General features: G+C 67.3%; 22 protein-coding genes. 16 read left to right on the plus strand and 6 right to left on the minus strand.

The window, feature by feature from the left end; genetic code table 11:
* Positions 1–83: 83 nt before the first annotated feature.
* Positions 84–1,418 (minus strand): sigma-54 dependent transcriptional regulator, encoded by a 1,335-nt coding sequence (locus tag U5S82_05945; protein MDZ7751195.1) that lies wholly within the window; start codon positions 1,416–1,418, stop codon positions 84–86.
* A complete protein-coding gene (locus U5S82_05950) occupies positions 1,415–3,076 on the minus strand; it encodes a HAMP domain-containing sensor histidine kinase (protein ID MDZ7751196.1) in 1,662 nt (553 codons plus the stop codon). The genes U5S82_05945 and U5S82_05950 overlap by 4 nt, the downstream gene beginning before the upstream one ends.
* A gap of 362 nt (positions 3,077–3,438) precedes the next feature.
* Between U5S82_05950 and sucC the strand changes: the two genes are divergently transcribed.
* From sucC to U5S82_05965, 3 genes are read left to right on the plus strand one after another with little or no spacing between them, the layout of a single operon-like run.
* The gene (gene sucC, locus U5S82_05955; GenBank protein MDZ7751197.1) at positions 3,439–4,602 is read left to right on the plus strand and encodes an ADP-forming succinate--CoA ligase subunit beta; all 1,164 of its coding nucleotides are present in this window, start codon (positions 3,439–3,441) and stop codon (positions 4,600–4,602) included.
* 5 nt (positions 4,603–4,607) lie between these two features.
* Positions 4,608–5,492: a succinate--CoA ligase subunit alpha gene (gene sucD, locus U5S82_05960; protein ID MDZ7751198.1), complete on the plus strand. Its 885-nt coding sequence runs from the start codon at positions 4,608–4,610 to the stop codon at positions 5,490–5,492.
* Positions 5,493–5,530: 38 nt separating this feature from the next.
* Positions 5,531–7,153, plus strand: a complete 1,623-nt coding sequence (locus U5S82_05965) for an NAD+ synthase (protein ID MDZ7751199.1) — start codon at positions 5,531–5,533, stop codon at positions 7,151–7,153.
* 424 nt (positions 7,154–7,577) lie between these two features.
* On the opposite strand, the gene U5S82_05970 is transcribed toward U5S82_05965, so the two are convergent.
* Entirely contained in the window at positions 7,578–8,366 is a 789-nt protein-coding gene (locus U5S82_05970; GenBank protein MDZ7751200.1) for an outer membrane protein assembly factor BamD, read from the minus strand.
* A 189-nt stretch (positions 8,367–8,555) separates the two neighbouring features.
* Here U5S82_05970 and rluD point away from each other — a divergent pair, with 189 nt between their 5' ends.
* From rluD to trxA, 12 genes are all read left to right on the plus strand, one after another.
* A complete protein-coding gene (gene rluD / locus U5S82_05975; GenBank protein ID MDZ7751201.1) occupies positions 8,556–9,512 on the plus strand; it encodes a 23S rRNA pseudouridine(1911/1915/1917) synthase RluD in 957 nt (318 codons plus the stop codon).
* On the plus strand, positions 9,509–10,249 hold the full coding sequence (pgeF, locus tag U5S82_05980) for a peptidoglycan editing factor PgeF (protein MDZ7751202.1): 741 nt from the start codon (positions 9,509–9,511) through the stop codon (positions 10,247–10,249). Before rluD ends, pgeF begins: the two co-directional genes overlap by 4 nt.
* 72 nt (positions 10,250–10,321) lie before the next feature.
* Positions 10,322–11,752: a Glu/Leu/Phe/Val dehydrogenase gene (locus tag U5S82_05985; GenBank protein MDZ7751203.1), complete on the plus strand. Its 1,431-nt coding sequence runs from the start codon at positions 10,322–10,324 to the stop codon at positions 11,750–11,752.
* A 91-nt stretch (positions 11,753–11,843) separates the two neighbouring features.
* Positions 11,844–14,429: an ATP-dependent chaperone ClpB gene (gene clpB, locus U5S82_05990; GenBank protein MDZ7751204.1), complete on the plus strand. Its 2,586-nt coding sequence runs from the start codon at positions 11,844–11,846 to the stop codon at positions 14,427–14,429.
* 208 nt (positions 14,430–14,637) lie between these two features.
* Positions 14,638–16,353, plus strand: coding sequence for a type IV-A pilus assembly ATPase PilB (gene pilB, locus U5S82_05995; GenBank protein ID MDZ7751205.1), 1,716 nt, complete (start codon positions 14,638–14,640; stop codon positions 16,351–16,353).
* Positions 16,354–16,452: 99 nt separating this feature from the next.
* Entirely contained in the window at positions 16,453–17,676 is a 1,224-nt protein-coding gene (locus tag U5S82_06000; GenBank protein ID MDZ7751206.1) for a type II secretion system F family protein, read from the plus strand.
* Positions 17,677–17,754: 78 nt separating this feature from the next.
* A complete protein-coding gene (locus tag U5S82_06005) occupies positions 17,755–18,636 on the plus strand; it encodes an A24 family peptidase (protein MDZ7751207.1) in 882 nt (293 codons plus the stop codon).
* Positions 18,637–18,654: 18 nt separating this feature from the next.
* Positions 18,655–19,281, plus strand: a complete 627-nt coding sequence (coaE, locus tag U5S82_06010) for a dephospho-CoA kinase (protein MDZ7751208.1) — start codon at positions 18,655–18,657, stop codon at positions 19,279–19,281.
* Between the two features lie 194 nt (positions 19,282–19,475).
* The gene (zapD, locus tag U5S82_06015) at positions 19,476–20,237 is read left to right on the plus strand and encodes a cell division protein ZapD (protein MDZ7751209.1); all 762 of its coding nucleotides are present in this window, start codon (positions 19,476–19,478) and stop codon (positions 20,235–20,237) included.
* Positions 20,234–20,413 carry a DNA gyrase inhibitor YacG gene (yacG, locus tag U5S82_06020; protein ID MDZ7751210.1) on the plus strand — a complete coding sequence of 60 codons (180 nt, stop codon included), beginning with the start codon at positions 20,234–20,236 and terminating at the stop codon, positions 20,411–20,413. Before zapD ends, yacG begins: the two co-directional genes overlap by 4 nt.
* Before the next feature lie 6 nt (positions 20,414–20,419).
* Entirely contained in the window at positions 20,420–20,923 is a 504-nt protein-coding gene (locus U5S82_06025; GenBank protein ID MDZ7751211.1) for a hypothetical protein, read from the plus strand.
* A 106-nt stretch (positions 20,924–21,029) separates the two neighbouring features.
* Positions 21,030–21,893 (plus strand): thioredoxin, encoded by an 864-nt coding sequence (trxA, locus tag U5S82_06030; protein MDZ7751212.1) that lies wholly within the window; start codon positions 21,030–21,032, stop codon positions 21,891–21,893.
* Positions 21,894–22,269: 376 nt separating this feature from the next.
* Here trxA and glnK read toward each other — a convergent pair whose 3' ends face one another.
* The 3 genes from glnK to nagZ form a co-directional block, all read right to left on the minus strand.
* Positions 22,270–22,608, minus strand: a complete 339-nt coding sequence (gene glnK / locus U5S82_06035) for a P-II family nitrogen regulator (protein ID MDZ7751213.1) — start codon at positions 22,606–22,608, stop codon at positions 22,270–22,272.
* A 224-nt stretch (positions 22,609–22,832) separates the two neighbouring features.
* A complete protein-coding gene (locus tag U5S82_06040) occupies positions 22,833–23,726 on the minus strand; it encodes a fructosamine kinase family protein (protein MDZ7751214.1) in 894 nt (297 codons plus the stop codon).
* Positions 23,727–23,757: 31 nt separating this feature from the next.
* Positions 23,758–24,816: a beta-N-acetylhexosaminidase gene (gene nagZ / locus U5S82_06045; GenBank protein MDZ7751215.1), complete on the minus strand. Its 1,059-nt coding sequence runs from the start codon at positions 24,814–24,816 to the stop codon at positions 23,758–23,760.
* Between the two features lie 100 nt (positions 24,817–24,916).
* Here nagZ and U5S82_06050 point away from each other — a divergent pair, with 100 nt between their 5' ends.
* Positions 24,917–25,330 (plus strand): flagellar basal body-associated FliL family protein, encoded by a 414-nt coding sequence (locus U5S82_06050; protein ID MDZ7751216.1) that lies wholly within the window; start codon positions 24,917–24,919, stop codon positions 25,328–25,330.

Here is a 25,330-nt window from a genome sequence, read left to right on the forward strand (position 1 = left end):
GGCGCCCACCTCCGGCGCAGCCCCGCTCCGGGCTTTCGGCTGCTGCTGTTGCGCACCAGGTGCTGAAAATCAGCACCTTCGCCTCATTCATCGCCGTCGTGTTTTTCCAGGCCCAGCTTCTGCAGCCGGTAGCGCAGGGCTCCGAAACTGATCCCTAAGGCCCTGGCGGCGGCCGTCTTGTTGCCCTTGCACTGGCGCAGGGCGGAGACGATGGTGTTGCGCTCCACCTCGTCCAGCAGGCTCTCCAACCCCTTGCCCTCGTCCTCTTCCAAGGCGGCGGGCTCTCGAGGCTCGCCCAGGCCCAGATCCTCCGCGTCGATGAGGTCGTCGCACAGGGTCATTGCGCGCTCCAGGATGTTCTCCAGCTCCCGGACATTGCCCGGAAACGGGTATTGGCGGAGCCGCGCCAGTGCGGCCTCGCTCAGTTCCGACGCCGCCACGCCGTCGCGTTTTGCCAGCTTGTGCAGCACGTGGCGGGCGAGTTCCGGGATGTCCGCCGCCCGCGCCCGCAGGGGCGGCACCTCCAGTTGGATGACGTTGAGGCGGTAATAGATGTCCTGGCGGAACTGGCCGCTGGCCACCAGGGCATCGAGGTCCTTGTGGGTGGCGCTGAGGATGCGCACGTCGACGGGCAGCTCCCGGTCGGCGCCCACCGGACGGATGGAGCGCTCCTGGATGGCCCGCAGCAGCTTCACCTGCATGTTCTGGGGCAGGTCCGCCACCTCGTCGAGGAACAGGGTGCCCTTGTCGGCGGCCTGGAACAGGCCCGGGTGGTCACTCACCGCGCCGGTGAAGCTGCCCTTGCGATGGCCGAAGAGTTCGCTTTCCATGAGTTCCCCGGGGATGGCGCCACAGTTGACCGCCACGAAGGGATGTTCCGCCCGCGGCCCGCGCTCGTGGATGAGACGGGCCACCAGTTCCTTGCCGGACCCCGATTCGCCGCTGATATATACGGGGGCCTGGCTGCGGGCCAGCTTGTCGATGGTCCTGCGCAACACCTGCATGGGCGGGGCGTCGCCGATGAGGGTGCGCTCCGGGGCGGGTTGCTCCGCCGACAGGCGCAGGGCGGTGTTGACCATGTTGCGCAGCACCTTGAGGTCCACCGGCTTGGAGACGAAATCGAAGGCGCCGGCCTTGAGGGCGGCCACCGCCGAATCCATGTTGCCGTAGGCGGTGATGACGGCCACCGGCAGATTGGGGTGGCGACGTTGGATGTGGCGCACCAGTTCGATGCCGTCGCCGTCGGGCAGGCGCATGTCGGTGAGGCACAGATCGAAAGGCTCGGTGGCGAGCCGCGCCTTGGCGGTCTCCACGCGGTCCGCGCTCACCGCATGGATGTCCATGCGCCCCAGGGTGATGGCGAGCAGCTCCAGGATATCCGGCTCGTCGTCGACGATGAGGGCGCGACAACCCTTCATGGTCCCGGCAGCCCCTGGCGCTGGGGGTGGGAGAAACTGATGCGGAAGCCGTGGCCCCGGGGGGTGCGACCCAGGTGGCCGAGGGTGGCCTGGTTGAGTTCACACAGTTCCCGGGCGATGTACAGCCCGAGCCCCGTGCCGCTGCGCTCCGTGGTGAAGAACGGCTCGAACAGGTGGCCGGCGGTCTCCTCGTCCACGCCGGGGCCGCTGTCGTACACCTCCAGGTAGGGCCGCTCCGATTCGGCGCTTAAGCCGACGACGAGCAGCACCCTGGGCGCCTCCCGCCCATAGCGCAGGCCGTTCTCGCACAGGTTGTTCACCACCTGTCGCAGTTGGGATTCATCCATACGCACCATGATACGCCGGCCACCCTCGACGTGGAGGGCCAGGTCACCCGCCTGCAGCCGCGGATCCAGCATGGCCTCCTTGATATAGGCCTCGCACCAGGCCCCGAGGTCCAGTTCCATGGGCTCCAACGGATGCTGGCGGCTCAGCCGGGTGACGTTCTCGATGATATCGTTCACGCGGGTGCAGTGGTCCTGGATGATATCGCCCAGACGCCGGTCGCCGGGGCTGAGGTCGGGGGATTCGTTCAGCAACTGCGCGGCATGGCTGATGGCCCCCAGGGGGTTGCGGATCTCGTGGGCGATGCTGGCGGTGAGACGTCCCAGGGAGGCCAGTTTCAGCTGCTGGGCCCGCTGGGTCACGGCGGAACTGTCCTCGAGGAAGATGAGCAGGTTGCCCGAGGTGGCATCGTCCAGGGCGGCGAAGGAGCTGATGACCGACACCTCCCCATGCTCCGGCCGCACGATGGCGGAACCGGGCAGTTCGTCGTTGCGCCACTGGGCGAGGCGGGTCGCCAGTTCCCGGGACAGCTGGGATACTGTGCCCCCCACCATGCCCTTGCCCACCCCCAGCAAGCGGCGCGCCGACTCGTTGAGCAGCCGCACCCGGTTGTCCGCGTCCACGGCGACGATACCACTCTGCATGCGGCGGATGATGTGCTCGTTCAGCAGGGACAGATTGGCCAGGTCCAGGCCGCGCTGGCGGGCCAGGCGCTCGCTCTCGCGGATACGCGTCGCCAGGGAATAGGCCAGGTAGGCGGTGGCGAAGAAGGTGGCCCCCAGCATGCCCGACTGGGTATAAGATGTATTGAGAAAATAGAGCCAGGCGAGCACCTCCTGCACCAGCACCGCCAGGGTAGCGAAGGCGGCGAACAGGAAGGCCGTGCGGCCCACCGTGAGGATGCTGCCGCCGGCGATGGCCACCACCAGCAGGGGGCCGAGACCGCTGCGCACGCCGCCGCTGGCCAGCATCAGGACGGTGATCAACAGGATGTCCACGGTCACCTGCAGCAGCACCTGGAAATGGAAGCCCGGCCAGCGCCACCGCACGCCGAGGCCGGCCACCAGCCCGAACACCAGGTACGCCGCCACCGTGGCCGCCGCCAGCACCGGCAGCTTACTACCGATGAGGGTGGAGACATCGGTGGTGAACAGCAGGCCGCCGAGCAGCAGCGCGAGGATGATGCGATAGAAGGAGAAGAAGCGCAGCGCCCGCCAGTTCTGCGCCAGCGCCCGCTGCGCCGCCTCCGCATCCGCCGCCTGGCGCGCTCGCGAGGCGGCGGCGTCACCCGCCTGCCCGGCCGGCGGCCTCATCGCCGGCCACCTTTGCCATGGGATATTCGGACCCGGCACCGGCGCCTAGTCTCATTGAGGCCCTTATCCATGCCTTCGCTGCCCTGCAGGCCACGGCAATGCCCTAAGTCCGGCGGGCGCGCCGATGCAGTCTGTTTGACGCGTCCCATCAGAGCCCCATAACATCCACAGAGTATTGAAGTCTCATGGCGATAGGCGCAGGTATCGGGATATCAAAGACTCGCGCGTGTCGCTTCGTTCGTTCCCTCACCCCAGCCCTCTCCCAGAGGGAGAGGGAGAAAGATTGTCAGCCCTCTCCCATAAAAGGGGGGGATCGTGCTTCACGACTTTATTGTTAATTGTATTACCAATCGGCCGCCGGGATGAATCTGCACGAATACCAGTCCAAGGACCTGTTCAAGGCGTATGGCATACCCTGTCCCGAGGGCCGCGTGGTGTCGTCCGCCGCCGATGCCGTCGCCCACGCCCGGACCGCCGACAGCTTCGACTGGGTGGTCAAGGCCCAGATCCACGCCGGTGGGCGGGGCAAGGCCGGCGGCGTACAGATGGTGCATGATCGGGAGGGCCTGGAGCTGGCGGTGAGCGGCCTGGTGGGCTCGCGGCTGGTCACCGGCCAGGGTGGCGGCGCCGGCCACCCGGTGAACCAGGTGCTGCTGGAACCCGTCACCGCCATCGCCCGCGAACTGTACCTGAGCCTGCTGGTGGATCGGGAGGCGGAGCGCATCGCCATCATCGCCTCGGCCGCGGGGGGCATGGATATCGAGGCGGTGGCCGCCGACACCCCCGAGCGCATCATCAAGGTGTTGGTGGACCCGGCAGTGGGCCTGCAGCCCTACCAGGGCCGCCGGGTGGCCTTCGCCCTGGGACTCGAGACAGGGCAGGTGAAGCCCTTCCTGGGTCTGCTGGGCGGCCTGTATCGCCTGTTCACAGAGCGAGACCTCAGCCTGGTGGAGATCAACCCCCTGGTGGTGACCGCCGATGGCGAGCTGCTGGCCCTGGACGCCAAGATCAACGTGGACGACAACGCCTTGGCGCGACACCCGGACCTGGCGCGACTGTACGACACCACCCAGGAAGACCCCAGGGAAACCCGGGCCAAGGCCTTCGATCTCAACTACATCGCCCTGGACGGCAACATCGCCTGCATGGTCAACGGCGCCGGGCTGGCCATGGCCACCATGGACCTCATCAAGCTCGAGGGGGGAGAGCCGGCCAATTTCCTCGACGTGGGCGGCGGCACCACCGCGGAGCGGGTGACCGAGGCCTTCAAGATCATCCTCGCCGACGACAAGGCCAAGGCCATCCTGGTGAACATCTTCGGCGGCATCGTGCGCTGCGACCTCATCGCCGAGGGCATCATCGAGGCGGTACAGGACACGGGCATTACCCTGCCGGTGGTAGTGCGCCTCGAGGGCACCAACGTGGAACAGGGCCTCGCGATGCTCGCCACCAGCGGTCTCGACCTCATAGGCGCCGAGGACCTGGCGGACGCGGCCCGCCGGGTGGTCGCGGCGGCGGAGGTCTGAGGGCCATGGCCATCCTCGTCGACAGCGACACCCGGGTCATCTGCCAGGGCTTCACCGGCAGGCAGGGTACCTTCCATTCCGAGCAGGCCATCGCCTACGGCACCCGTATGGTGGGGGGCGTGACCCCGGGCAAGGGGGGCCAGATCCACCTCGGCCTGCCGGTGTTCAACACGGTGCACGACGCCGTGGCGGCCACCGCTGCCACCGCCACCATGATCTACGTACCCGCCCTCGCCGCCGCCGACGCCATCCTCGAGGCCGCGGATGCCGGCATCCGGACCATCGTCTGCATCACCGAGGGGATCCCGGTGCAGGACATGCTGCGCGTCAAGCGCGGCCTCGACCGCTACCCCGACGCCCATCTCATCGGCCCCAACTGCCCCGGCATCATCACCCCCGGAGCGTGCAAGATCGGCATCATGCCGGGGGCCATTCACCGCCCGGGGGTCATCGGCATCGTCTCCCGTTCCGGTACCCTCACCTACGAGGCGGTGCACCAGACCAGCCTCCTCGGCCTCGGCCAGAGCACCTGCATCGGCATCGGCGGCGACCCCGTCCACGGCCTCGACTTCATCGACTGCCTGCGCCTGTTCGAGGCCGACCCCGGCACCGAGGGCATCGTCATGGTAGGCGAGATCGGCGGTGCCGCCGAGGAGGCTGCCGCGGCCTACGTGAAGGCCCATGTCAGCAAGCCCGTGACTGCCTACATCGCCGGGGTCACCGCGCCTCCGGGGCGCCGCATGGGCCATGCCGGGGCCATCGTGGCGGGCGGTGCCGGCACCGCCGAGGCCAAGTTCGCGGCCCTCGACGACGCCGGGGTGTGCACCGTGCGTTCGCCGGCGGACATGGGGCGGCGCATGCAGGCCTGCCTGGCCGGCCGCCGCGCCTGACCCAGCCCAGAGAATCCAGCACGTCCGCAAACGCCACGGTGTCCACTCCCCTTCGCATAGCCATGGCCCAGATCAACCTGCTGGTGGGCGACATCCCGGGCAATACCGAACAGGTCTTGGCCTGCTGCCGGCGGGCGCGGGACGAGTTCGGCGCCGGCGTGGTGGTGTTCCCCGAACTCACCCTCACCGGCTACCCCCCCGAGGATCTGCTGCTGCGACCGGGGCTCCATGCCCGGGTGAACGGCGCGGTGGAGCGTCTCAGGCAGTCGCTGCAGGGCATCACCGCCGTGGTGGGCCTGCCCCTGGCCGAGGACGGGCGGCTGTTCAATGCCTGCATGTGTTTTCAGGACGGCGAGATCACGGCGGTCTACCGCAAGCGGATCCTGCCCAACTACGGGGTGTTCGACGAGGCCCGCTATTTCCAGCCGGGGGCGGGTCCCGTCGTGGTGGAAATCGGCGGCATGCCCTGCGGCCTGACCATCTGCGAGGACGTGTGGCAGGAGGGACCATGCCGGGACACGGCGGCGGCGGGCGCGCGCCTGATCATCAACCTCAATGCCTCGCCCTTCCACGCCGGCAAACGCGAAGAACGCCACGCCATCGTCGCCGCCCGGGCCCGCGAGAACGACACGGCCATCGTCTATACCAATCTCGTGGGCGGCCAGGACGAACTGGTGTTCGACGGCTATTCCTTCGTGACCGACCGCCATGGCGAGGTGGTGTTCCAGGCCCCCGGTTGGGACACCGGGATCCATGTGGTGGAGGTAGCGCCCGACGGCACCCCCGTGACGCCGGCAGACACCGCCCTCCCTGCGCCACCTTCCACCGAGGAGGACCTCTACCATGCCCTGGTGCTGGGGGTACGCGACTATGTCACCAAGAACGGTTTCCACGGCGCCGTGGTGGGATTGTCGGGCGGCATCGACTCCGCCCTCACCCTGACCATCGCCGCCGATGCCCTGGGCGCCGACCAGGTGGACGCCGTGCTCATGCCCTCCCGCTACACCGCCGACATGAGCATCGCCGATGCCGTGGCCGAGGCCGAGCATCTCGGGGTGCAGCACCGCATCATCCCCATCGACAAGCCCTTTCAGTGCTTTCTGGACACCCTGGCCCAGAGCCTGGCAGGCACCGCGCCGGACACCACGGAGGAGAACATCCAGGCTCGCTGCCGCGGCGTGCTGCTCATGGCGCTGTCCAACAAGTTCCGGCGCATGGTGCTGTCCACCGGCAACAAGAGCGAGATGGCGGTGGGCTACGCCACCCTTTACGGCGACATGGCCGGCGGCTTCGCGCCTTTGAAGGACGTTCCCAAGATGATGGTCTATCGCCTCGCCGAGTGGCGTAATCGCAATGGCGAGGTGATCCCCCGCCGGGTCATCGAACGGCCGCCCTCCGCCGAACTCGCCCCCGACCAGAAGGACGAGGACAGCCTGCCCCCCTATGCGGTGCTGGACGTCATCGTCGAACTCTACGTGGAGCAGGACTTGTGCAGCGAGGACATCGTGGCCCGCGGCTACGATGAGGCCATGGTGGACCGGGTCATCGGCCTCATCATCGGCAACGAATACAAGCGCCGCCAGGCGGCCCCCGGGATCCGCATCACCCCCCGCGCCTTCGGCCGCGACCGCCGCTACCCCATCACCTCGGGTTATCGCTGAGGGTCGGGCTGAGAGTCGGGCTGAGAGTCGGGCCCAATTCCAGAATTGCTCTCGCCAAGGCGCCAAGAACGCCAAGGAACCTGTTTGATTGTCGGGATAAATCCCGACCTACATTCGTGCCAAAGGAATGGGCGGTGGGGGGGGGGGTAGGTCGGGCTGTAGGTCGGGCTTCAGCCCGACAGCCCGCGGGTGATTCCGGCCCGGCCCATGGTGTGCCCGGCGGGGTTTAATGTCGGGATGAATCCCGACCTACATTCGTGCCAAAGGAATGGACGGTGGGGGGGGGTAGGTCGGGCTGTAGGTCGGGCTTCAGCCCGACAGCCTGCTCACCGCGAGCGAAATATTTACCCACAGATTTTGCGGACGAGCCAGAAAGACATGATGGGTGGGCTTGAATGGCGCCTTGGCGAGAGAAGCCGCCGGGCTACTCGGGGGCCAGGGCCGCCAGCTCGGGGTGGTCGGGGTAGTTGAGTTCCAGCACCCGCAGAGCGTCGCCGGCCAGGCCGTCGAGGTCGAGTTGGCGGTAGGCCTTCACCATCACGACGAGGGCCCCGGGGGTGGCGGGGGTCTTGGGATAGTTCTCGATGACATATTTGGCGCGGTTGGCGGCGGCCACGTAGGCGCCACGCCGCATGTAGTAATCGGCCACATGGAGTTCATATTGGGCGAGATTGTTCTTCAGGAACTGCATCCGCTTGGCGGCGTCCCCGGCGTATTTGCTGTCGGGGAAGCGCCGGGTGAGTTCGGCGAAGTCGTTGAATGACTGCAACGCCGCGCCGGGGTCGCGCTGGGATTCGTCGGTGGGCAGGTAGCGCTCGACGAGGCCCTTGCCGCGGTTGAAGTTCACCAGCCCGCGCAGGTAATAGGCGTAATCCACGTTGGGGTGCTGGGGATAGAGGCGGAAGAAACGGTCGATGGCGGCCAGGGCCGACTCCGGCTCATCGAACTTGTAGTAGGCGTAGGCGATATCGAGTTGCGCCTGCTGCGCCAGGGGGCCGAAGGGATAGCGGGATTCCAGCTTCTCGTAATAATCGATGGCGGTCTGATAATCGCCCTCGTTCAGATTGGCCTTGGCCTCCGAATAGAGGCGCTGGGCGGACCAGTCCCGGGTCACGTCGATCTGGTCGGGCAGGAGGCCGCAGCCCGCCAGCATAAGAACCAGGGCGGCCAACCAGACGAGGCGCGTCTTTGAAATGACGGCGGAATGGATCACTGGTTTGGCCCCTGGAGGGCAGAACGGACGATGGCGTCGTGAGGGGCGAAACGGGGTCTGTTCAGCATGTTTTTCCTGTAGTGTCCCACCGTGATGGCATAGGGGGCATGGAGCGGGGAAGCCGCCCGCCGGACTGTCAAGGCGTTAAAGTATGCCACGTTGCCCATGGGAGGCGAAGCCGTAGCGGACATGAAAGAAGACGAGATCGAGCTGTCCATCCGGGCGGATCTGGGAGGCACCCGCCTCGACCACGCCCTGGCGATGATGCTGCCGGACTACTCCCGGGCCCGCATCCAGGGCTGGATCAGGGCCGGCCGCATCCACCTGGACCGCCACGTCTGCAGGCCCCGGGATCGGGTGAGTGGCGGCGAGCATGTGGTCATACGCCCGGAGTTCCCCCGCGACGAGCGCTGGCAGGGCCAGGACATCCCTCTGGACATCGTCTTCGCCGACGCCCATATCCTGGTCATCAACAAGCCCGCCGGGCTGGTGGTGCATCCGGGCCCGGGCAATCCCGACCGCACCCTGGTGAACGCCCTCATCCACCACGACGAGGGGCTGGCAGCCATGCCGCGGGCGGGTGTGGTCCACCGCCTCGACAAGGACACCTCGGGGCTCATGGTGGTGGCCCGCAGCCCCGCCGCCCACCGCTCCCTGGTGGACCAGTTGAAGGATCGCACGGTGGGGCGCGAATACCAGGCCATCATCGTGGGCGTGATGACCGCCGGGGGCACGGTGGACGCCCCCATTGGGCGCCATCCCAGCCGCCGCGTGGCCATGGCCGTGGTGGCCCGCGGCCGCCCCGCCGTCACCCATCATCGTGTACTCGCGCGCTTTCGCGCCCACAGCCACGTGCGGGTGCGGCTGGAAACGGGTCGCACCCACCAGATCCGTGTGCACATGGCCCACATCGGCTATCCCCTGGTGGGAGACCCCCTGTACGGCAAACGCCTGCACATCCCCAGGGGTTGCTCAGCGGAACTGGAGCAGGCCCTGCGGGGCTTCGGTCGCCAGGCCCTCCACGCCCGGCGCCTGGCCCTCATCCACCCGCACAGCGGCGAGGAACTGACCTGGGAGGCCCCGCCTCCCGGGGACTTTCGTCACCTGCTGGACGAACTGGCCCGTGACGCCGCGGCGAAGACATGACAAACACCGGCCTGCCGCAGCTGCACCCCTGCCAGTGGCCCGCCCCCGCCAACGTCAAGGCCCATTTCACGACACGCCGGGGCGGCCACAGCGCGCCCCCGTTCCATGGCTTCAACCTGGCCGGCCACGTGGGCGACCGCCCCGCGGACGTGGCGGCCAACCGGCGCCTGCTGCGGCGACACCTGCCCGCCGAGCCCTGCTGGCTGGAGCAGGTCCATGGCACCCGCGTGATAACGGCCGGCGAGACGACGGCGGCGCCCGCCATCGCGGACGGCAGCCTCACCCGCCGTCGCGGCGTGGTATGTGCCGTGCTCACCGCCGACTGCCTGCCCATATTGATGTGTGACGCCGCCGGCACCCAGGTGGCGGCCATCCATGCCGGCTGGCGGGGGCTGGCGGCCGGGGTCATCGAGACCGGCCTCGCCGCCTTCCCCGAGCCGCGGCAGGTACATGCCTGGATCGGTCCCGCCATCGGCGCGGCGGCCTTCGAGATCGGCGGTGATGTGCGTGACGCCCTGGGGGACCATCCCTCTGCCCCCGCCACCGCCTTCAGCGCCGGCCGGGACGGCCACTGGCACGCGGATCTGGCCCAGCTCGCCCGGGCGCGCCTCGCGCACGCCGGCGTGGACTCCATCAGCGGCGGCGGCTGGTGTACCGCCAGGGAAGAGGCGCATTTCTTTTCTTATCGCCGGGACGGCACCACGGGCCGGCAGGCCAGTCTGATCTGGCTCGACTGAGGTCGTGTGCCGGTCCTTAGCGACCAGAACCCGGGGCATCGACCATGCCCCCTCGACCGGAGAGCACGACCCATGACGGACAAAGAGCCCCAAGGCGCCGCCTTCCGGCGCAGTGTGGACCACATGGTGGACCGCGCCCTCGAGTTGATGGGCGACGAGCTGGACCCCGGCACCCGGGAGGCCATCAAGACCTGTTCCTCCGTCATTCAGGTACGCTTTCCGGTGCGCATCAAGGAACGGGTGCAGGTATTCACGGGCTGGCGCGCGGTGCACAGCACCCATCGCCTGCCGGCCAAGGGCGGGATCCGTTACGCCAGCAACGTAGATCAGGAGGAGGTGGAGGCCCTGGCCGCCCTCATGACCTACAAATGCGCCATCGTGGACGTGCCCTTCGGCGGCTCCAAGGGCGGCCTGCTCATCGAGCCCCTCAACTACGACCGCGAGGATCTGGAGCGCATCACCCGGCGCTTCGCCCGGGAACTGATCCGCAAGGGCTTCCTCAGTCCCGCCACCAACGTGCCCGCCCCGGACATGGGCACCGGCCAGCGTGAGATGGCGTGGATCGCGGACACTTACAAACACCTGGAGCCCGAGGACATCAACTACCTGGCCTGCGTCACCGGCAAGCCGGTGCACATGGGGGGCATCACGGGGCGTATCGAGGCCACCGGGCGCGGGGTCCAGTACGCCCTTCAGGAGTTCTTCCGCCATCCCGCGGACGTCAGGACGGCGGGCCTGGCTGGCGGTCTCGACGGCAAGCGCATCATCGTCCAGGGCCTCGGCAACGTGGGCTACCATGCCGCCAGGTTCCTGTCCGAGGAGGATGGCGCGGTGATCGTGGGCGTCATTGAGCGGGACGGGGCCGTCACCAACGTGGACGGCCTGAACATCGAGGATCTGCACCGCTACCTGAACGAGCACAAGGGGGTCAAGGGCTTCCCGGGGGCGTCCTTTCACACCCATGGGGCCGCCATCCTGGAGGCCCCCTGCGACATCCTCATCCCCGCCGCCCTGGAGGGCCAGATCACCGTTGACAACGCCGCCAACATCCAGGCCCGGGTGATCGCCGAGGCCGCCAACGGTCCGGTGACCTTCGGCGCCGATGACATCCTGCGCCAGCGCGGCATCACCATCATCCCGGACGCCTATCTCAACGCCGGCGGCGTCACGGTCTCCTACTTCGAATGGGTGCGCAACCTCTCCCACATGCGCTTCGGGCGCATGGAACGGCGCTACGACGAGACCCGTGGCCGCCAGCTGCTGCAGGCCATGTCCGCCCTCACCGGCCGCGCCATCCCGGACTGGATGAACGACGGCATCGTGCGCGGCGCCGACGAGCTGGACCTCGTGCGCTCCGGCCTCGACGACACCATGCGCCTGGCCTACCAGCAGATCAGCGAGCTACGCACCACCCACCCCGACATCCATGACCTGCGCACCGCGGCCTATGTCATCGCCATCAAGAAGATCGCCCGCAGCTATATGGAGGTGGGCCTCTTCTGAAGCGCCGGCTTGAATATCGTGCCTGCCCCCCCATTTATTGAGGTAATTGAGAAACCTTGAACGCTTAAATGCGGGAGACGACCCGATGCGGATGGACAAACTGACGACGAAATTCCAGATGGCCCTGGCGGACGCCCAGAGCCTGGCGGTGGGGCGCGACCACCAGTACATGGAGCCGGTGCACGTGCTGACGGCCCTGTTGAGCCAGGAGGGCGGCTCCGTGCGCCCCCTGCTCACCCAGACCGGCGTCAACGTGAACGCCCTGCGCAGCCAGCTCGGCGAGGCCCTCGATCGAATGCCCCGGGTGGAGGGCGCCGGCGGCGATGTGCAGGTTTCGAACGAACTGTCACGGCTGCTCAACCTCACCGACAAGCTGGCCCAGCAGCGCAAGGACCAGTACATCTCCAGCGAGCTGTTCGTGCTGGCGGCGGTGGAGGACAAGGGCACCGCCGGTGAGTTGCTCCGCGCCAACGGCGCCACCCGGGAGGCGGTGGAGAAGGCGGTGGAGAACATCCGCGGCGGCCAGACCATGGACGACCCCAATGCCGAAGAACAGCGCCAGGCCCTGGAAAAATACACCATCGACCTCACGGAGCGCGCCGAACAGGGCAAGCTGGACCCGGTGATCGGCCGCGACGACGAGATCCGGCGCACCATCCAGGTGCTGCAGCGCCGCACCAAGAACAACCCGGTGCTCATCGGCGAGCCCGGCGTGGGCAAGACCGCCATCGTCGAGGGCCTGGCCCAGCGTATCGTCAACGGCGAGGTGCCGGAAGGCCTGAAGAACAAGCGCGTGCTGGCCCTGGACATGGGCGCCCTCATCGCCGGCGCCAAGTTCCGCGGCGAGTTCGAGGAGCGCCTGAAGGCGGTGCTCAACGACCTGGCCAAGCAGGAGGGCCAGATCATCCTGTTCATCGACGAACTCCATACCATGGTGGGGGCGGGCAAGGCCGAGGGCTCCATGGACGCCGGCAACATGCTCAAGCCCGCCCTGGCCCGCGGCGAGCTGCACTGCGTGGGGGCGACCACCCTGAACGAGTACCGCCAGCACGTGGAGAAGGATGCCGCCCTGGAGCGGCGCTTCCAGAAGGTGCTGGTGGACGAGCCCGGCGTGGAGGACACCATCGCCATCCTGCGCGGCCTCAAGGAGCGCTACGAGGTCCACCACGGGGTGGACATCACGGACCCCGCCCTGGTGGCCGCCGCCGCCCTCTCCCATCGCTACATCACGGACCGCCAGATGCCGGACAAGGCCATCGACCTGGTGGATGAGGCGGCCAGCCGCATCCGCATGGAGATGGACTCCAAGCCCGAGGTGATGGACCGCCTGGAGCGCCGACTGATCCAGCTCAAGATGGAACAGCAGGCCCTCAGCAAGGAAAAGGACGAGGCCTCGCGCAAGCGCCTCTCCACCCTGGAGGCGGAGATCGCCCAGGTGGAGCGGGAATACGCCGATCTCGAGGAGGTGTGGAAATCCGAGAAGGCCACCCTCCAGGGCTCCGCCCACCTCAAGGAGGAGCTGGAACGGGCGCGCCAGGAGATGGAGACGGCGCGCCGCGCCGGCGACCTCGGGCGCATGTCGGAGTTGGCCTACGGCCGCATCCCCGAACTGGAGAGACAGCTGGAGAGCGCCGGCCAGGCCGAGACCCAGAAGATGGAGTTGCTGCGCAATTCCGTCACCGAGGAGGAGATCGCCGAGGTGGTATCCAAGTGGACGGGGATCCCGGTGTCCAAGATGCTGGAAGGCGAGCGCGACAAGCTGCTGCGCATGGAGAACGCCCTGCACGAGCGCGTGGTGGGCCAGGACGAGGCGGTGGCTGCGGTGGCGGACGCCATCCGCCGCTCCCGCGCCGGGCTCGCCGATCCCAACCGGCCCAACGGCTCCTTCCTGTTCCTCGGTCCCACGGGCGTGGGCAAAACGGAGCTGTCCAAGACCCTCGCCGCCTTCCTGTTCGACAGCGACGACGCCATGGTACGCATCGACATGTCGGAGTACATGGAGAAGCACTCGGTGGCGCGGCTCATCGGCGCCCCTCCCGGCTACGTGGGCTACGAGGAGGGCGGCCACCTCACCGAGGTGGTACGGCGCCGGCCCTATGCCGTGATCCTGCTGGACGAGGTGGAGAAGGCCCATCCGGACGTCTTCAACGTGCTGCTGCAGGTGCTGGACGACGGCCGCCTCACGGACGGCCAGGGACGCACGGTGGACTTCCGCAACACGGTCATCGTCATGACCTCCAACCTCGGCTCCGAGCGCATCCAGGAGCTGGCGGGGGCCGAGAACTACGACCGCATGAAGGCCGAGCTGATGGAGATCATCGGCCGCCACTTCCGCCCCGAGTTCATCAACCGGGTGGACGACGTGGTGGTGTTCCATCCCCTGGAGCGGGAGGAGATCCGTGCCATCGCCGCCATTCAGGTGGAACGGCTGCGGGAGCGTCTGCGGGGCCAGGACATGGAGCTGGCCCTCGACGATGGGGTGCTGGACCGCCTCGGCGAGGCGGGCTTCGATCCGGTCTACGGCGCCCGGCCCCTGAAACGGGCCATTCAGCAGCGCCTGGAGAACCCCCTGGCCCAGGCCCTGCTCAAGGGCGAATTCAAGGCCGGCGACACCATCCAGGTATCGTGGGGCGAGGAAGGCCCCTCCTTCGCCCGGGCGCATTCCGCCGCGGCCTGACGCCCCTTCCCCACGCAGGACTGGAAGCGGCCCCCGGGGGCAATCCCCGGGGGCTTTTTCACGTTCTATGTACCGGCAGCGCGACAATGTGAAGCCTTTCTCCAACGTCGCGCCCCAAGTGCCGGATTCGTTTGGCTATACTCCGTTAATCATCTAACATTGCCGGGACTGCAATCATTTCCTCTCGTTTACCGAGGTCGCGTCACCCATGGCCGTAACGAACCCCAGCATGCATCTGAGCGGACTGGCCCGAAAGCTGGTGCTGGAAGGCCTGATGAGTGAACAGGACGCCCACAAGGCCCAGGCCGATGCCACCCAGGCCAAGACCACCCTGGTGAGTCATCTGGTGGCCAAAGACATCCTGTCCGCGCGGGAAGTGGCCCACGCCGCGGCCCACGAGTTCGGCGTGCCCCTGCTGGATATCGATGCCCTCGACTACGACCCGGAAGTGGCGAAGCAGGTGGACGAGAAGATCATCCGCAAGCACCACTCCCTGCCCATATTCAAACGCGGCAACCGGCTGTTCGTGGCCATCTCCGACCCCACCAATGTCCAGGCCCTCGACGAGATCAAGTTCCATGTGAACATGACCACCGAAGGGATCCTGGTGGAGGAGGACAAGCTCAGTCACGCCATCGAGCGTGCCCTGGAGGCGGCGGACGAGGGCCTGGACGACTTCGACAGCGACGACGACTTCGAGGATCTCGAAGGTCTGGATGTGGGGGAAGAAGAGAAGAAGGACGATGTCAACCTCGAGATCGACGATGCCCCGGTCGTCAAGTTCGTCAACAAGATCCTGCTGGACTGCATGAAAAAGGGGGCCTCGGATATCCATATCGAGCCCTACGAGAAGTTCTGCCGCGTGCGCTTGCGTATCGACGGCGTGCTCCAGGAGGTGGCCAGGCCGCCCCTGTCCCTGGCCCAGAAGATCACGGCCCGCGTCAAGGTGATGTCCCGCCTCGACGTCTCCGAGCGCCGGGTGCCCCAGGACGGCCGCATCAAGTTGCGGCTGTCCCAGAAGAAGTCCATCGACTTCCGTGTCAGCACCTGCCCGACCCTGTACGGCGAGAAGACCGTGATGCGTCTCCTCGACTCCAGCATGAGCATCCCCCTGGAGGCCCTGGGCTACGAGGACTTCCAGCTCGAACTGTTCCTGGAGAACCTGTACAGGCCCTACGGCATGTTCCTGGTCACGGGCCCCACCGGCAGCGGCAAGACCGTGTCCCTGTACAGCGGCATCAATCTTCTCAACAAGCCGGACGTCAACATCTCCACCGCCGAGGACCCGGTGGAGATCAACCTCCCCGGCGTCAACCAGGTCCAGGTGGACGAGAAGACGGGCATGACCTTCGAGAAGGCCCTGAAGGCCTTCCTGCGCCAGGACCCGGACATCATCCTGGTGGGTGAGATCCGCGACATCACCACCGGCAACATCGCCATCAAGGCGGCCCAGACCGGTCACATGGTGATGTCCACCCTGCACACCAACGATGCCCCCCAGACCCTCACCCGCATGGTGGATATGGGGGTCAAGCCCTTCGCCATCGCCACCGCCATCAACATCATCACGGCCCAGCGCCTAGCCCGCAAGCTCTGTGCCAACTGCAAGCGGCCCCTGAACGTCCCCAAGGAGGCCCTGCGCGCCGAGGGCTTCTCCGAACAGGAGGTGGACGAGGGCATCACCACCTACGAGGCCGTGGGCTGTGACAAATGCACCGGCGGCTACAAGGGCCGGGTAGGCATCTACCAGGTGATGCCCGTCTCCGAGGAGATGAAGCGCCTGGTGATGGAAGGCAAGAATTCCATGGACATCGCGGATCAGGCACGGCGGGAAGGCATCGCCGACATCCGGCAGTCGGCGCGCAAGAAGTGCAGGGACGGGGTCATCGACATCAAGGAGATGAACCGCGTCACCCAGGACTAGCGAGACCGCCGGTGCCGTGGACGCACCGGGAAGTTGTGACACATCCATGTATCAGCGGATGGCCCGACCGTTTTCGGGGCATCCTCAGCGGGGGCACCAATGGCAGAGGCGACGCTCAAACAGAACATGTTCCAGTGGGAGGGAACGGACCGATCGGGCAAGCGGGTCAAGGGCGAGATGTCGGGCACCAGCGACGCCCTGGTCAAGGCCCAATTGCGCCGCCAGGGCATCAACCCCCTGAAGGTCAAGAAGAAGCCCAGGTCCCTGTTCTCCGGCGGCGGCCGGAAGAAGATCACGCCCAAGGACATCGCCGTGTTCAGCCGCCAGCTGGCCACCATGATGTCCTCCGGCGTGCCCCTGGTACAGTCCTTCGAGATCGTCGGGCGCGGCCACGAGAATCCCGCCATGCAGGAGCTGATACTGAGCATCAAGGCGGATGTGGAGGCCGGCAGCAACCTGGCCGATGCCCTGGGCCGCCACCCCCTGTACTTCGATGCCCTCTACGTGAGTCTGGTGCGGGCCGGCGAGGCGGCGGGTATCCTCGAGTCCCTGCTGCACAAGATCGCCACCTACAAGGAAAAGACCGAGGCCATCAAGGCCAAGATCAGGAAGGCCCTGACCTACCCCATGGCGGTGATCGTGGTGGCCTTCGTGGTCACCGCCATCCTGATGATCTTCGTGATCCCTCAGTTCTCCGCGCTGTTCCAGGGCTTCGGTGCAGACCTGCCCGCCATGACCCAGTTCGTGGTGAATCTGTCGGACGCCTTCGTGGCCTACTGGTACCTCATATTCGGCGGCATCGGTGCGGCCGTCTGGGCCTTCACGGAGGCCAAGAAGCGTTCCAAGGCCTTCAATCACGGCCTGCAGCGCCTGGCCCTCAAGATGCCCATCTTCGGCGACATCATCCGCAAGGCCACCATCGCCCGTTTCGCCCGCACCCTGTCCACCATGTTCGCCGCCGGCGTGCCCCTGGTGGAGGCCATGGATTCCGTGGCCGGGGCCTCCGGCAACATCGTCTACTACGAGGGCACCATGAAGATGCGTGACGACATCGCCACGGGTGTTCAACTCCAGACCTCCATGCGCGAGACCAACCTGTTTCCCAACATGATGGTGCAGATGGTGGCCATCGGTGAGGAATCCGGCGCCCTCGACACCATGCTGGCCAAGGTCGCCGATTTCTTCGAGGAGGAGGTGGACAACGCCGTGGACAACCTGAGTTCCCTCATGGAGCCCATGGTGATGTCCATTCTCGGCGTGCTCATTGGCGGCATGGTGGTGGCCATGTACCTGCCCATATTCAAGATGGGTTCCGTGGTGTAGGACGACGCCGGGCGGCGGCCGGCACCCGCCCCGTCCGCCCTCGCCCGCCTCTCCCAGCGCGCCGCGCCTGTCATGTCCATGGAACCCCTGCAATCCCTCTCCCCTGCCGTAATCTACGGCCTCGTAATGCTGCTGGGGCTGGTGGCCGGCAGCTTCCTCAACGTCGTGATCCACCGCCTGCCCGTCATGATGGAGCGGGACTGGCGACGCCAGTGCCGTGATCTGGAGGAGGAGGAAGCCGGCACTGCCCACGAGGAGCAGGACACCTTCAACCTGATGGTGCCGCGTTCGCGCTGCCCCGCCTGCGGCCATCCGATCGGGGCCCTGGAAAACATCCCCCTGCTCAGCTATCTCCTGCTGCGGGGGCGTTGCCGCGCCTGCGGCACGCCCATCTCCCTGCGCTACCCACTGGTGGAACTGCTGGGGGGCGTGCTGGCGGTGGCGGTGGTGTGGCAGTTCGGGGTCACCTGGGCCGCAGCTGCCGCCATCGTCCTCAGCTGGTCGCTGTTGGCCCTGACTTTCATCGATCTGGACACCATGCTGCTGCCCGACCAGATCACCCTGCCCCTGTTGTGGCTCGGCCTGCTGGTGAATCTAAACGACACCTTCGCCGCCCTGGGGAATGCGGTGGTGGGGGCGGTGGCGGGATACGGCCTGCTATGGCTGGTCTACCACGGCTTTCGCCTCATCACCGGCAAGGAGGGCATGGGCTACGGGGATTTCAAGCTCCTGGCCATGCTGGGCGCCTGGCTCGGCTGGCAGGTGCTGCCGCTGGTTATCCTGCTGTCCTCGGTGGTGGGGGCCGTGACGGGCATCGCCCTCATCGTGGCCCGCCGCCGACAACGCAGCCAGCCCCTGCCTTTCGGGCCCTTCCTCGCCGCCGCCGGCTGGATCGCCCTGATGTGGGGCGAAGACATCATGGATGCCTACCTGGGCGGCGCCGCGCCGCCCCTCTTCTGAGCCCGCCCGCGCAACCCCATGCCCCTGCGTCTCCGCATCGGTCTGACGGGCGGCATCGCCGCCGGCAAGTCCACCGTGGGTGCCCGCTTCGCCGCCCTCGGGGTGCCGGTCATCGATGCCGACGACGTGGCGCGGGAGGTGGTGCGACCCGGCACCGCCGGCCTCGCCGCCCTGGTGCGGCACATCGGCTCCGACATCGTGGACGGCCGCGGGGCCCTCGACCGCGGCGCGCTGCGGGAGCGCATATTCGCAGACCAGCGGCTGCGTCAGGCGGTGGAAGACATCATCCATCCCCGGGTCAGGGCGGTGCTGGTGACATGGATGGAGACCACCGACGCGCCCTACGGCGTCCTGGCGGTGCCGCTGCTGTTCGAGAGCGGCATGGACGCCCTGGTGGACCGGGTGCTGGTGGTGGACGTGCCCGAGGAGACCCAGCTCAGCCGCGTCATGGCCCGCGACGGCTGGGACGAGGCGGCGGCCCGCGGGGCGCTGGCCCGCCAGCTGGACCGCTGGGAGCGCCGCGCCCGCGCCCACGACTGCATTGACAACCGCGGTACAGTGGCAAAACTGGCGCAGGCCGTGGACGCCTTGCACCGCCAATATCTGAGCCTGGCCGAGGGCCATTTGCCTGCCCGCCATGAGTAGGCGAGAATCGGCGCACGCCGGCGGTTCGCCACTGCAATCCCGCAATGGATTGATACCGGCGCCCACCGGACCATATACGCGGCCCGGCGGGGCTGATTCGACCCAGGACGGACCGAATCAGCGTTTACCTGAGGAAACGCTGAAGAATTCGGCGCTTTTCTGAACACACCGGACCCGAACCCTTGGGAAACGCCTTGAGTATCTACGAACAACCGCTGAATGAACGCGTTCGGGCGTTGTTACGCCTCGAATTCCTGTTCGAACAGGCGGAATACCTCATGTCGGGGAACAACGCCTGGGACAGCCGCGCGACCCTGAACACCCTCATCGAGGTGATGGCCCTGATGGGTCGGGCGGATCTGAAGACCGAGATCATCAAGGAACTGGAACGCCAGGGCGCCCTGCTGGAACCCCTCTACGACAAGCAGGGCGTCGACAACGACCGGCTGGACGACATCATGGGCTCCATCCGCCAGTTGCTGGTGGAGTTGCGCTCGCCCGACGGTGCCGCAGGCCAGGAGTTCCGCAACAACGAACTCATCGCCGCCGTCAAGCAGCGTGCCAGCATCCCCGCAGGGACCTTGAGCTTCGACATCCCCATGTACCAGTACTGGCTGGAACGGACACCCGACGAGCGTCGGGCCGCCCTCGAAGGCTGGTTCCAACCCTTCGAGCCCGTCAAGCGGGGCGTGAACCTGTGCCTGACCCTCATCCGCCAGAGTTCCAACGGCCGGCGCGAGACGGCGGTCAACGGTTTTTTCCAGCAAAGCCTCGATGCCGGCGTGACCTGCCAGATGGTGCGGGTGCTGGTGGACAGCGAGGCCCGCTGCTTTCCCGAGGTCAGCGGCGGGCGCCATCGATTCACGGTGCGTTTCATGGAACTGCCGGAGAGTGCCGGGCGACCCACCCAGGCCGGCCGCGACATCGACTTCGAACTCCAGTGCTGCGTCATATGACCACCCGCGTCGCTTGTCCCACCTGTGGCAAGTCCGTGGAATGGTCGGAACGCTCTCCCTTCCGGCCCTTCTGCAGCGAACGCTGCAAGCTCATCGACCTCGGGGCCTGGGTGGACGAGCAGCACCGTATCCCCGGCGAGGCCCTGCCCCCGGAGCCGCCGGATCATGATCACTGATCTGCCATGGGTCGTCTGATCCCGCTGCTGGCGGGCCTCGCCCTGTGCGCGCCCGTGCTGCAGGCGCAATGGCAGTCGATGGGCGTGGGGGGGGACGGCCGGGCCAGCGCATTCTTCGCCGTGGTGGGCAACCCCGCCGGCGACCGCTTCGAGGTCCGCCGGCAGGACGACGGCACCGTCACGGGCCTGCTGGTGTTGCGAGAGGGGTTCGAGAGTTTTCCTCCGGACCATTGCCCCACCCTGGTGGTGGACATGAGTGCGCCCATCGGCCTCGCGGCACGCAACGGGCCCTGTCGCATCGACGGCCACCGGGCCGGTTTCGTGTTCGGAACCATTGAAGACGGCCGCATCGGCTCCACCCATCTGGTGCGGCTGATGGATGGCCAGCAGGTGATGTTTCGCTTCCATGTGGACGGCCGAGGCTACCGCGAGACCCGCTTCCCCCTGCGCGGCTCCAAGAACGCCCTCACGAATCTGCTCGGCACCGATGTGGTGGTGGAGGTCCGTTGACCCCTTGAAGCAGGCCCGGGGAGACGCAATATTCCACACTTCCTTGGCCGTTCCGGCCCGTTGCCGGGCGCCAGAGCCATCATTCTCCCATCACAGGTAACAACCCATGAGTGATTCTTCGTTCATCGCCGAGGCCACCGAACGGGACTTCGAAGCACGGGTCCTGCGACCCTCCTTCGAGGTACCGGTCCTGGTGGACTTCTGGGCCGACTGGTGCGCACCGTGTCGCGCCCTGGCACCCGTGCTCACCGCACTGGCGGAGGCCTACCAGGGCGCCTTTCTGCTGGTCAAGGTCAACACCGACGAACAGCAGGCCCTGGCGCAACACTATTCCGTGCGCAGTCTCCCCACCGTCAAGGTGTTCAGGAACGGCGAGGTGGTGGAGGAGTTCATGGGCGCCCAGCCCGAGGCCGTGGTGCGGGAGATACTGGACCGCCACGTGGAGCGCCACTCCGACAAGCTCCGTGCCGAAGCCGCCGCCCTGCATCAGGCGGGCGAACTGGAGGCGGCCCTCGCCACCCTGCGTGGCGCCCTGCAGGAAGACCCCGACAACACCCGCATCCATGCCGACCTGGTGCCCCTGCTGCTGGAAGCGGGGGCGCTGGACGAGGCCGAGGAGGTCATGAAGAAGGTGCCGGTGGACAAGGGTGTGGAGCCCGAGTTCAAGGCCCTGGCGGCCCGCATCGAGTTCGCCCGCGACACCGAACAGGGGGTGGATGCCGAGACTCTCGAGGCCCGTGTGGAGGCCGATCCGGCGGATCTGGACAGCCGCTACCAACTGGCGGTGCAGTACGTATCGGCGTCCCAATACGAGGAGGCCCTGGAGCAGTTCCTGGAGATCATGCGCCGCGACCGCGGCTTCCGCGACGACGCCGGACGCAAGGGCATGCTGTCGGTGTTCCAGCTGCTCGACAACGGCGGCCCCCTGGTCTCCCGCTACCGCAGCCTCATGTCCGCCGTCCTTTACTGACCGCTTAGCGGCCCGGCGGCCGGAAGATCGCTCTCGCCAAGGCCGCCAAGGAACCTGTTTGATTGTCGGGATGAATCCCGACCTACATCCGTGCCGCAGGAACGGGCGGTGCGGGGTGTTGTGTCGATCGGGCTGTAGGTCGGGCTGTAGGTCGGGCTTCAGCCCGACACCAAACCCTGGCGGGTGGTACCCACCCGGCGCCGGGTATGCGCGGCGAGGTTTAATGTCGGAATGAATCCCGACCTACATCCGTGCCACAGGAATGGGCGGTGCGGGTGTATCTGTAGGTCGGGCTGTAGGTCGGGCTTCAGCCCGACACCCAACCCTGGCGGGTGGTATCCACCCGCCTTGGCGAGATCAATCCCTGCCATCCCCGCTACAACGCCTCGTCGCCGGTCTCGCCGGTGCGGATACGGACCACCTGCTCCAGGGGGGCGACGAAGATCTTGCCGTCGCCGATCTTGCCGGTGCGGGCGCGCTCGGTGATGGCCTCGATGACCCGTTCCAGCTGGTCGTCGGCCACCGCCACCTCGAGCTTCACCTTGGGCAGGAAGTCCACCACGTACTCCGCCCCCCGGTAGAGTTCCGTGTGGCCCTTCTGGCGCCCGAAACCCTTCACCTCCGTCACCGTCAGGCCGGTGATCCCCACATCGGAAAGGGCCTCCCGGACGTCGTCCAGTTTGAAGGGCTTGACGATCGCAGTTACCAGTTTCATGCGTGACCTCTCGATAGATTTCTTATTAACTCTCATGGCGAGACGCGCCACCCGAAATGATGAAAGCGGAGCGCGTATCGCCATGTTCGTTCCCTCACCCCATCCTTCTCCCAGAGGGAGAGGGGGAGTTCGTGCTTCGCGACTTTCACGTTAAAGTCCCCGCGGCGGGCACCACGGGTATGATGCGTTTATCCTACTCCACCCCGGGTGCCCGGCGCATCGGGTCACCCCAACTGCGCCACCACCCCGGCCATCATCTGTTCCGCCTGGCGCCCGTAGCCGCCGCCGAAGAGGTTCAGGTGATTGAGCATATGATAGGCGTTGTAGAGGTCGCGCCGCAGGGGGTAGCCCGGATCCAGGGGCCAGGCCTCGTCGTAGGCACGGTAGAAGGACTGCGGGAAACGCCCGAAGAGTTCGGTCATGGCCACATCCGCCTCGCGGTCGCCGTAGTAGACCGCCGGATCGAAGATGACGGGCTCGCCCCCGTCCGTCACACCGAAGTTGCCGGACCACAGATCGCCGTGGAGCAGAGACGGCAGCGGCCGGTAGTCGGCAAACAGGGCGTCCAGGCGCGCCATGAGCCGCTCTCCCACCCGCTGCAAGCCGCCACCATGGCCCCTGTCCGCCGCCAGCCGCAGCTGGTAACCGAGCCGCTGGCGGCGCCAGAACGCCACCCACTCGTCGCACCAGGCATTGATCTGGGGGGTGGAGCCGATGGTGTTGTCGCGGGACCAGCCAAACTGGCCGGCGGTGCGCCGGTGCAGCCCCGCGAGTCCCTCCCCCAGGGCCGCCATGGCCGCAGCGGAAGCCGCTCCGCCCAGGGGCAGATACTCCATCACCAGGTAGGCCTGGCCGGCGGCGCTGCCGGTGCATACCGGCCGCGGCACCCGCACTGCGTCCGCCGCCGCCATCTCCGCCAGCCCCGCGGCCTCGGCCTCGAACATGTCGAGGCCTCCGGCATCGTTGAGCTTGACGAAAAGGTCCCCGGCCCCGCCGCCGATGCGAAAGGCCGTGTTGATACAGCCGCCGCCCACCTGGCGGCGCTCGGTGATGGTGAAGGGACGGGCGCTGTGGGCCGCCACGTCCGCCTCGATGGCCTGCCAGAGGGCCGTGGTCATGGTATCCGCCTATATGCTGGACTCGGACCCGTCATAACAGACCATCGTCCCCCAGATCCAGTTCGGGGGCCCGCTCCAGCTCCTGCAGCGCCGCCACCGCCGCCGTCCAGCGGCGTCGCTGGGATGCCTCCCCGAGGTCCACCGCGGCCCGGCCGTGCATGCGCACCAGGCGCGCCTGGGCCACGGGATCCGCGGCCGCCGGCAGGGCCTCCAGCACCTGCCGGGCGCCCGCGGCGTCGTTGCACACCACCAGCATGTCGCAACCCGCCTCGAGGGCGGCCAAGGCCCGCCGGGGATAGTCACCGGCCACCGCCGCGCCCGCCATGCTGAGGTCGTCGCTGAACACGGCGCCCGTGAAACCGAGGCGCTCCCGCAGCACCTCCCGCAGCCACAGCCGGGAGAAGCCCGCCGGCCGCGGGTCGACCCGGGAATAGACCACGTGGGCCGGCATCACGGCCGGCAGCCCGTAGTGGATGAGCCGCTCGAAGGCCAACAGGTCCTCGGTGCGGATATCCTCGAAAGGCCGTCCGTCTACCGGCAGCATGTCGTGGGAATCCCCCGCCACGGTGCCGTGGCCGGGGAAATGCTTGCCCACCGCCGCCATGCCCGCCTCGTGCATGCCCCGCATCACCGCCCGGGCCAGCTCCGCCACCACCTCGGGGTCCTGGTGAAAGGCGCGGTCATCGATTACGGGACTCACGCCACGGTAGAGGTCCAGTACCGGGGCGAAGCTGAAGTCCACCCCCACCGCCCGCAGCTCCGCGGCCATCACCCAGCCTGCCTCCTCGGCCAGGGCGAGGGCCTGGCGGGGCCGCTCGTCAAAGCGCTCGCCGAAGCGCCGCGCCGCCGGCAGCCGGGTGAAGCCCTCGCGAAAGCGCTGTACCCGGCCGCCCTCGTGGTCCACCGCCACCAGCAGCGGCGGCCGGCGCAAGTCGTGGATCTCGGCCACCAGGGCCGCGAGTTGCTCCCTGGAGGCGTAGTTGCGGCTGAACAGGATCACCCCTCCCACCTGGGGATGCTGTAACATCCGCCGCTCTCCGGACCCCAGGACGGTGCCCTGGAGGTCCACCATGACGGACCCGAGGGACACTCAGGCCACCCCCGCCACGGCCCGGCGGGCCTCAAAGAACGCGGGCAAGTAACCGCTAAACAAGTGGGCCATAAACGTCGACACGACCTCCTCGGGAACCATGAACAAATTTTTCAAGATAACCGTACTGCCTTTGGTTTTCGCCCTCGTCCCGATAGCCGGCGTCCCGGCCGCGGATGGCGAGGCCCCCGGAGCGGCGCCCAAGTACCTCAAGTTGAGCCCCTCGTTCACGGTCAACCTCGCCACCACCGAGCGCCAGCGCTACATGCGGGTGGAAGCCCAGATCATGAGCCGTGACCAGGGCCAGCTCGACGCCGCTAAGGATCATATGCCTGCCCTGCGCCACGAACTCATCCTGCTCTTTTCGGACCAGACGCCGAAAGCGGTCAAGTCCGTCACGGGCAAGGAACGCCTGCGGGACGAGGCCCTGCGATCCATCAACGCTGTCCTGGAGCAGGAACTCGGCCGGACTCCGGTGGAGGCGGTCTATTTCACCAGCCTCGTGATCCAGTAG

It is taken from the genome of Gammaproteobacteria bacterium (assembly GCA_034522055.1).
GTDB lineage: Bacteria > Pseudomonadota > Gammaproteobacteria > JAABTG01 > JAABTG01 > JAABTG01.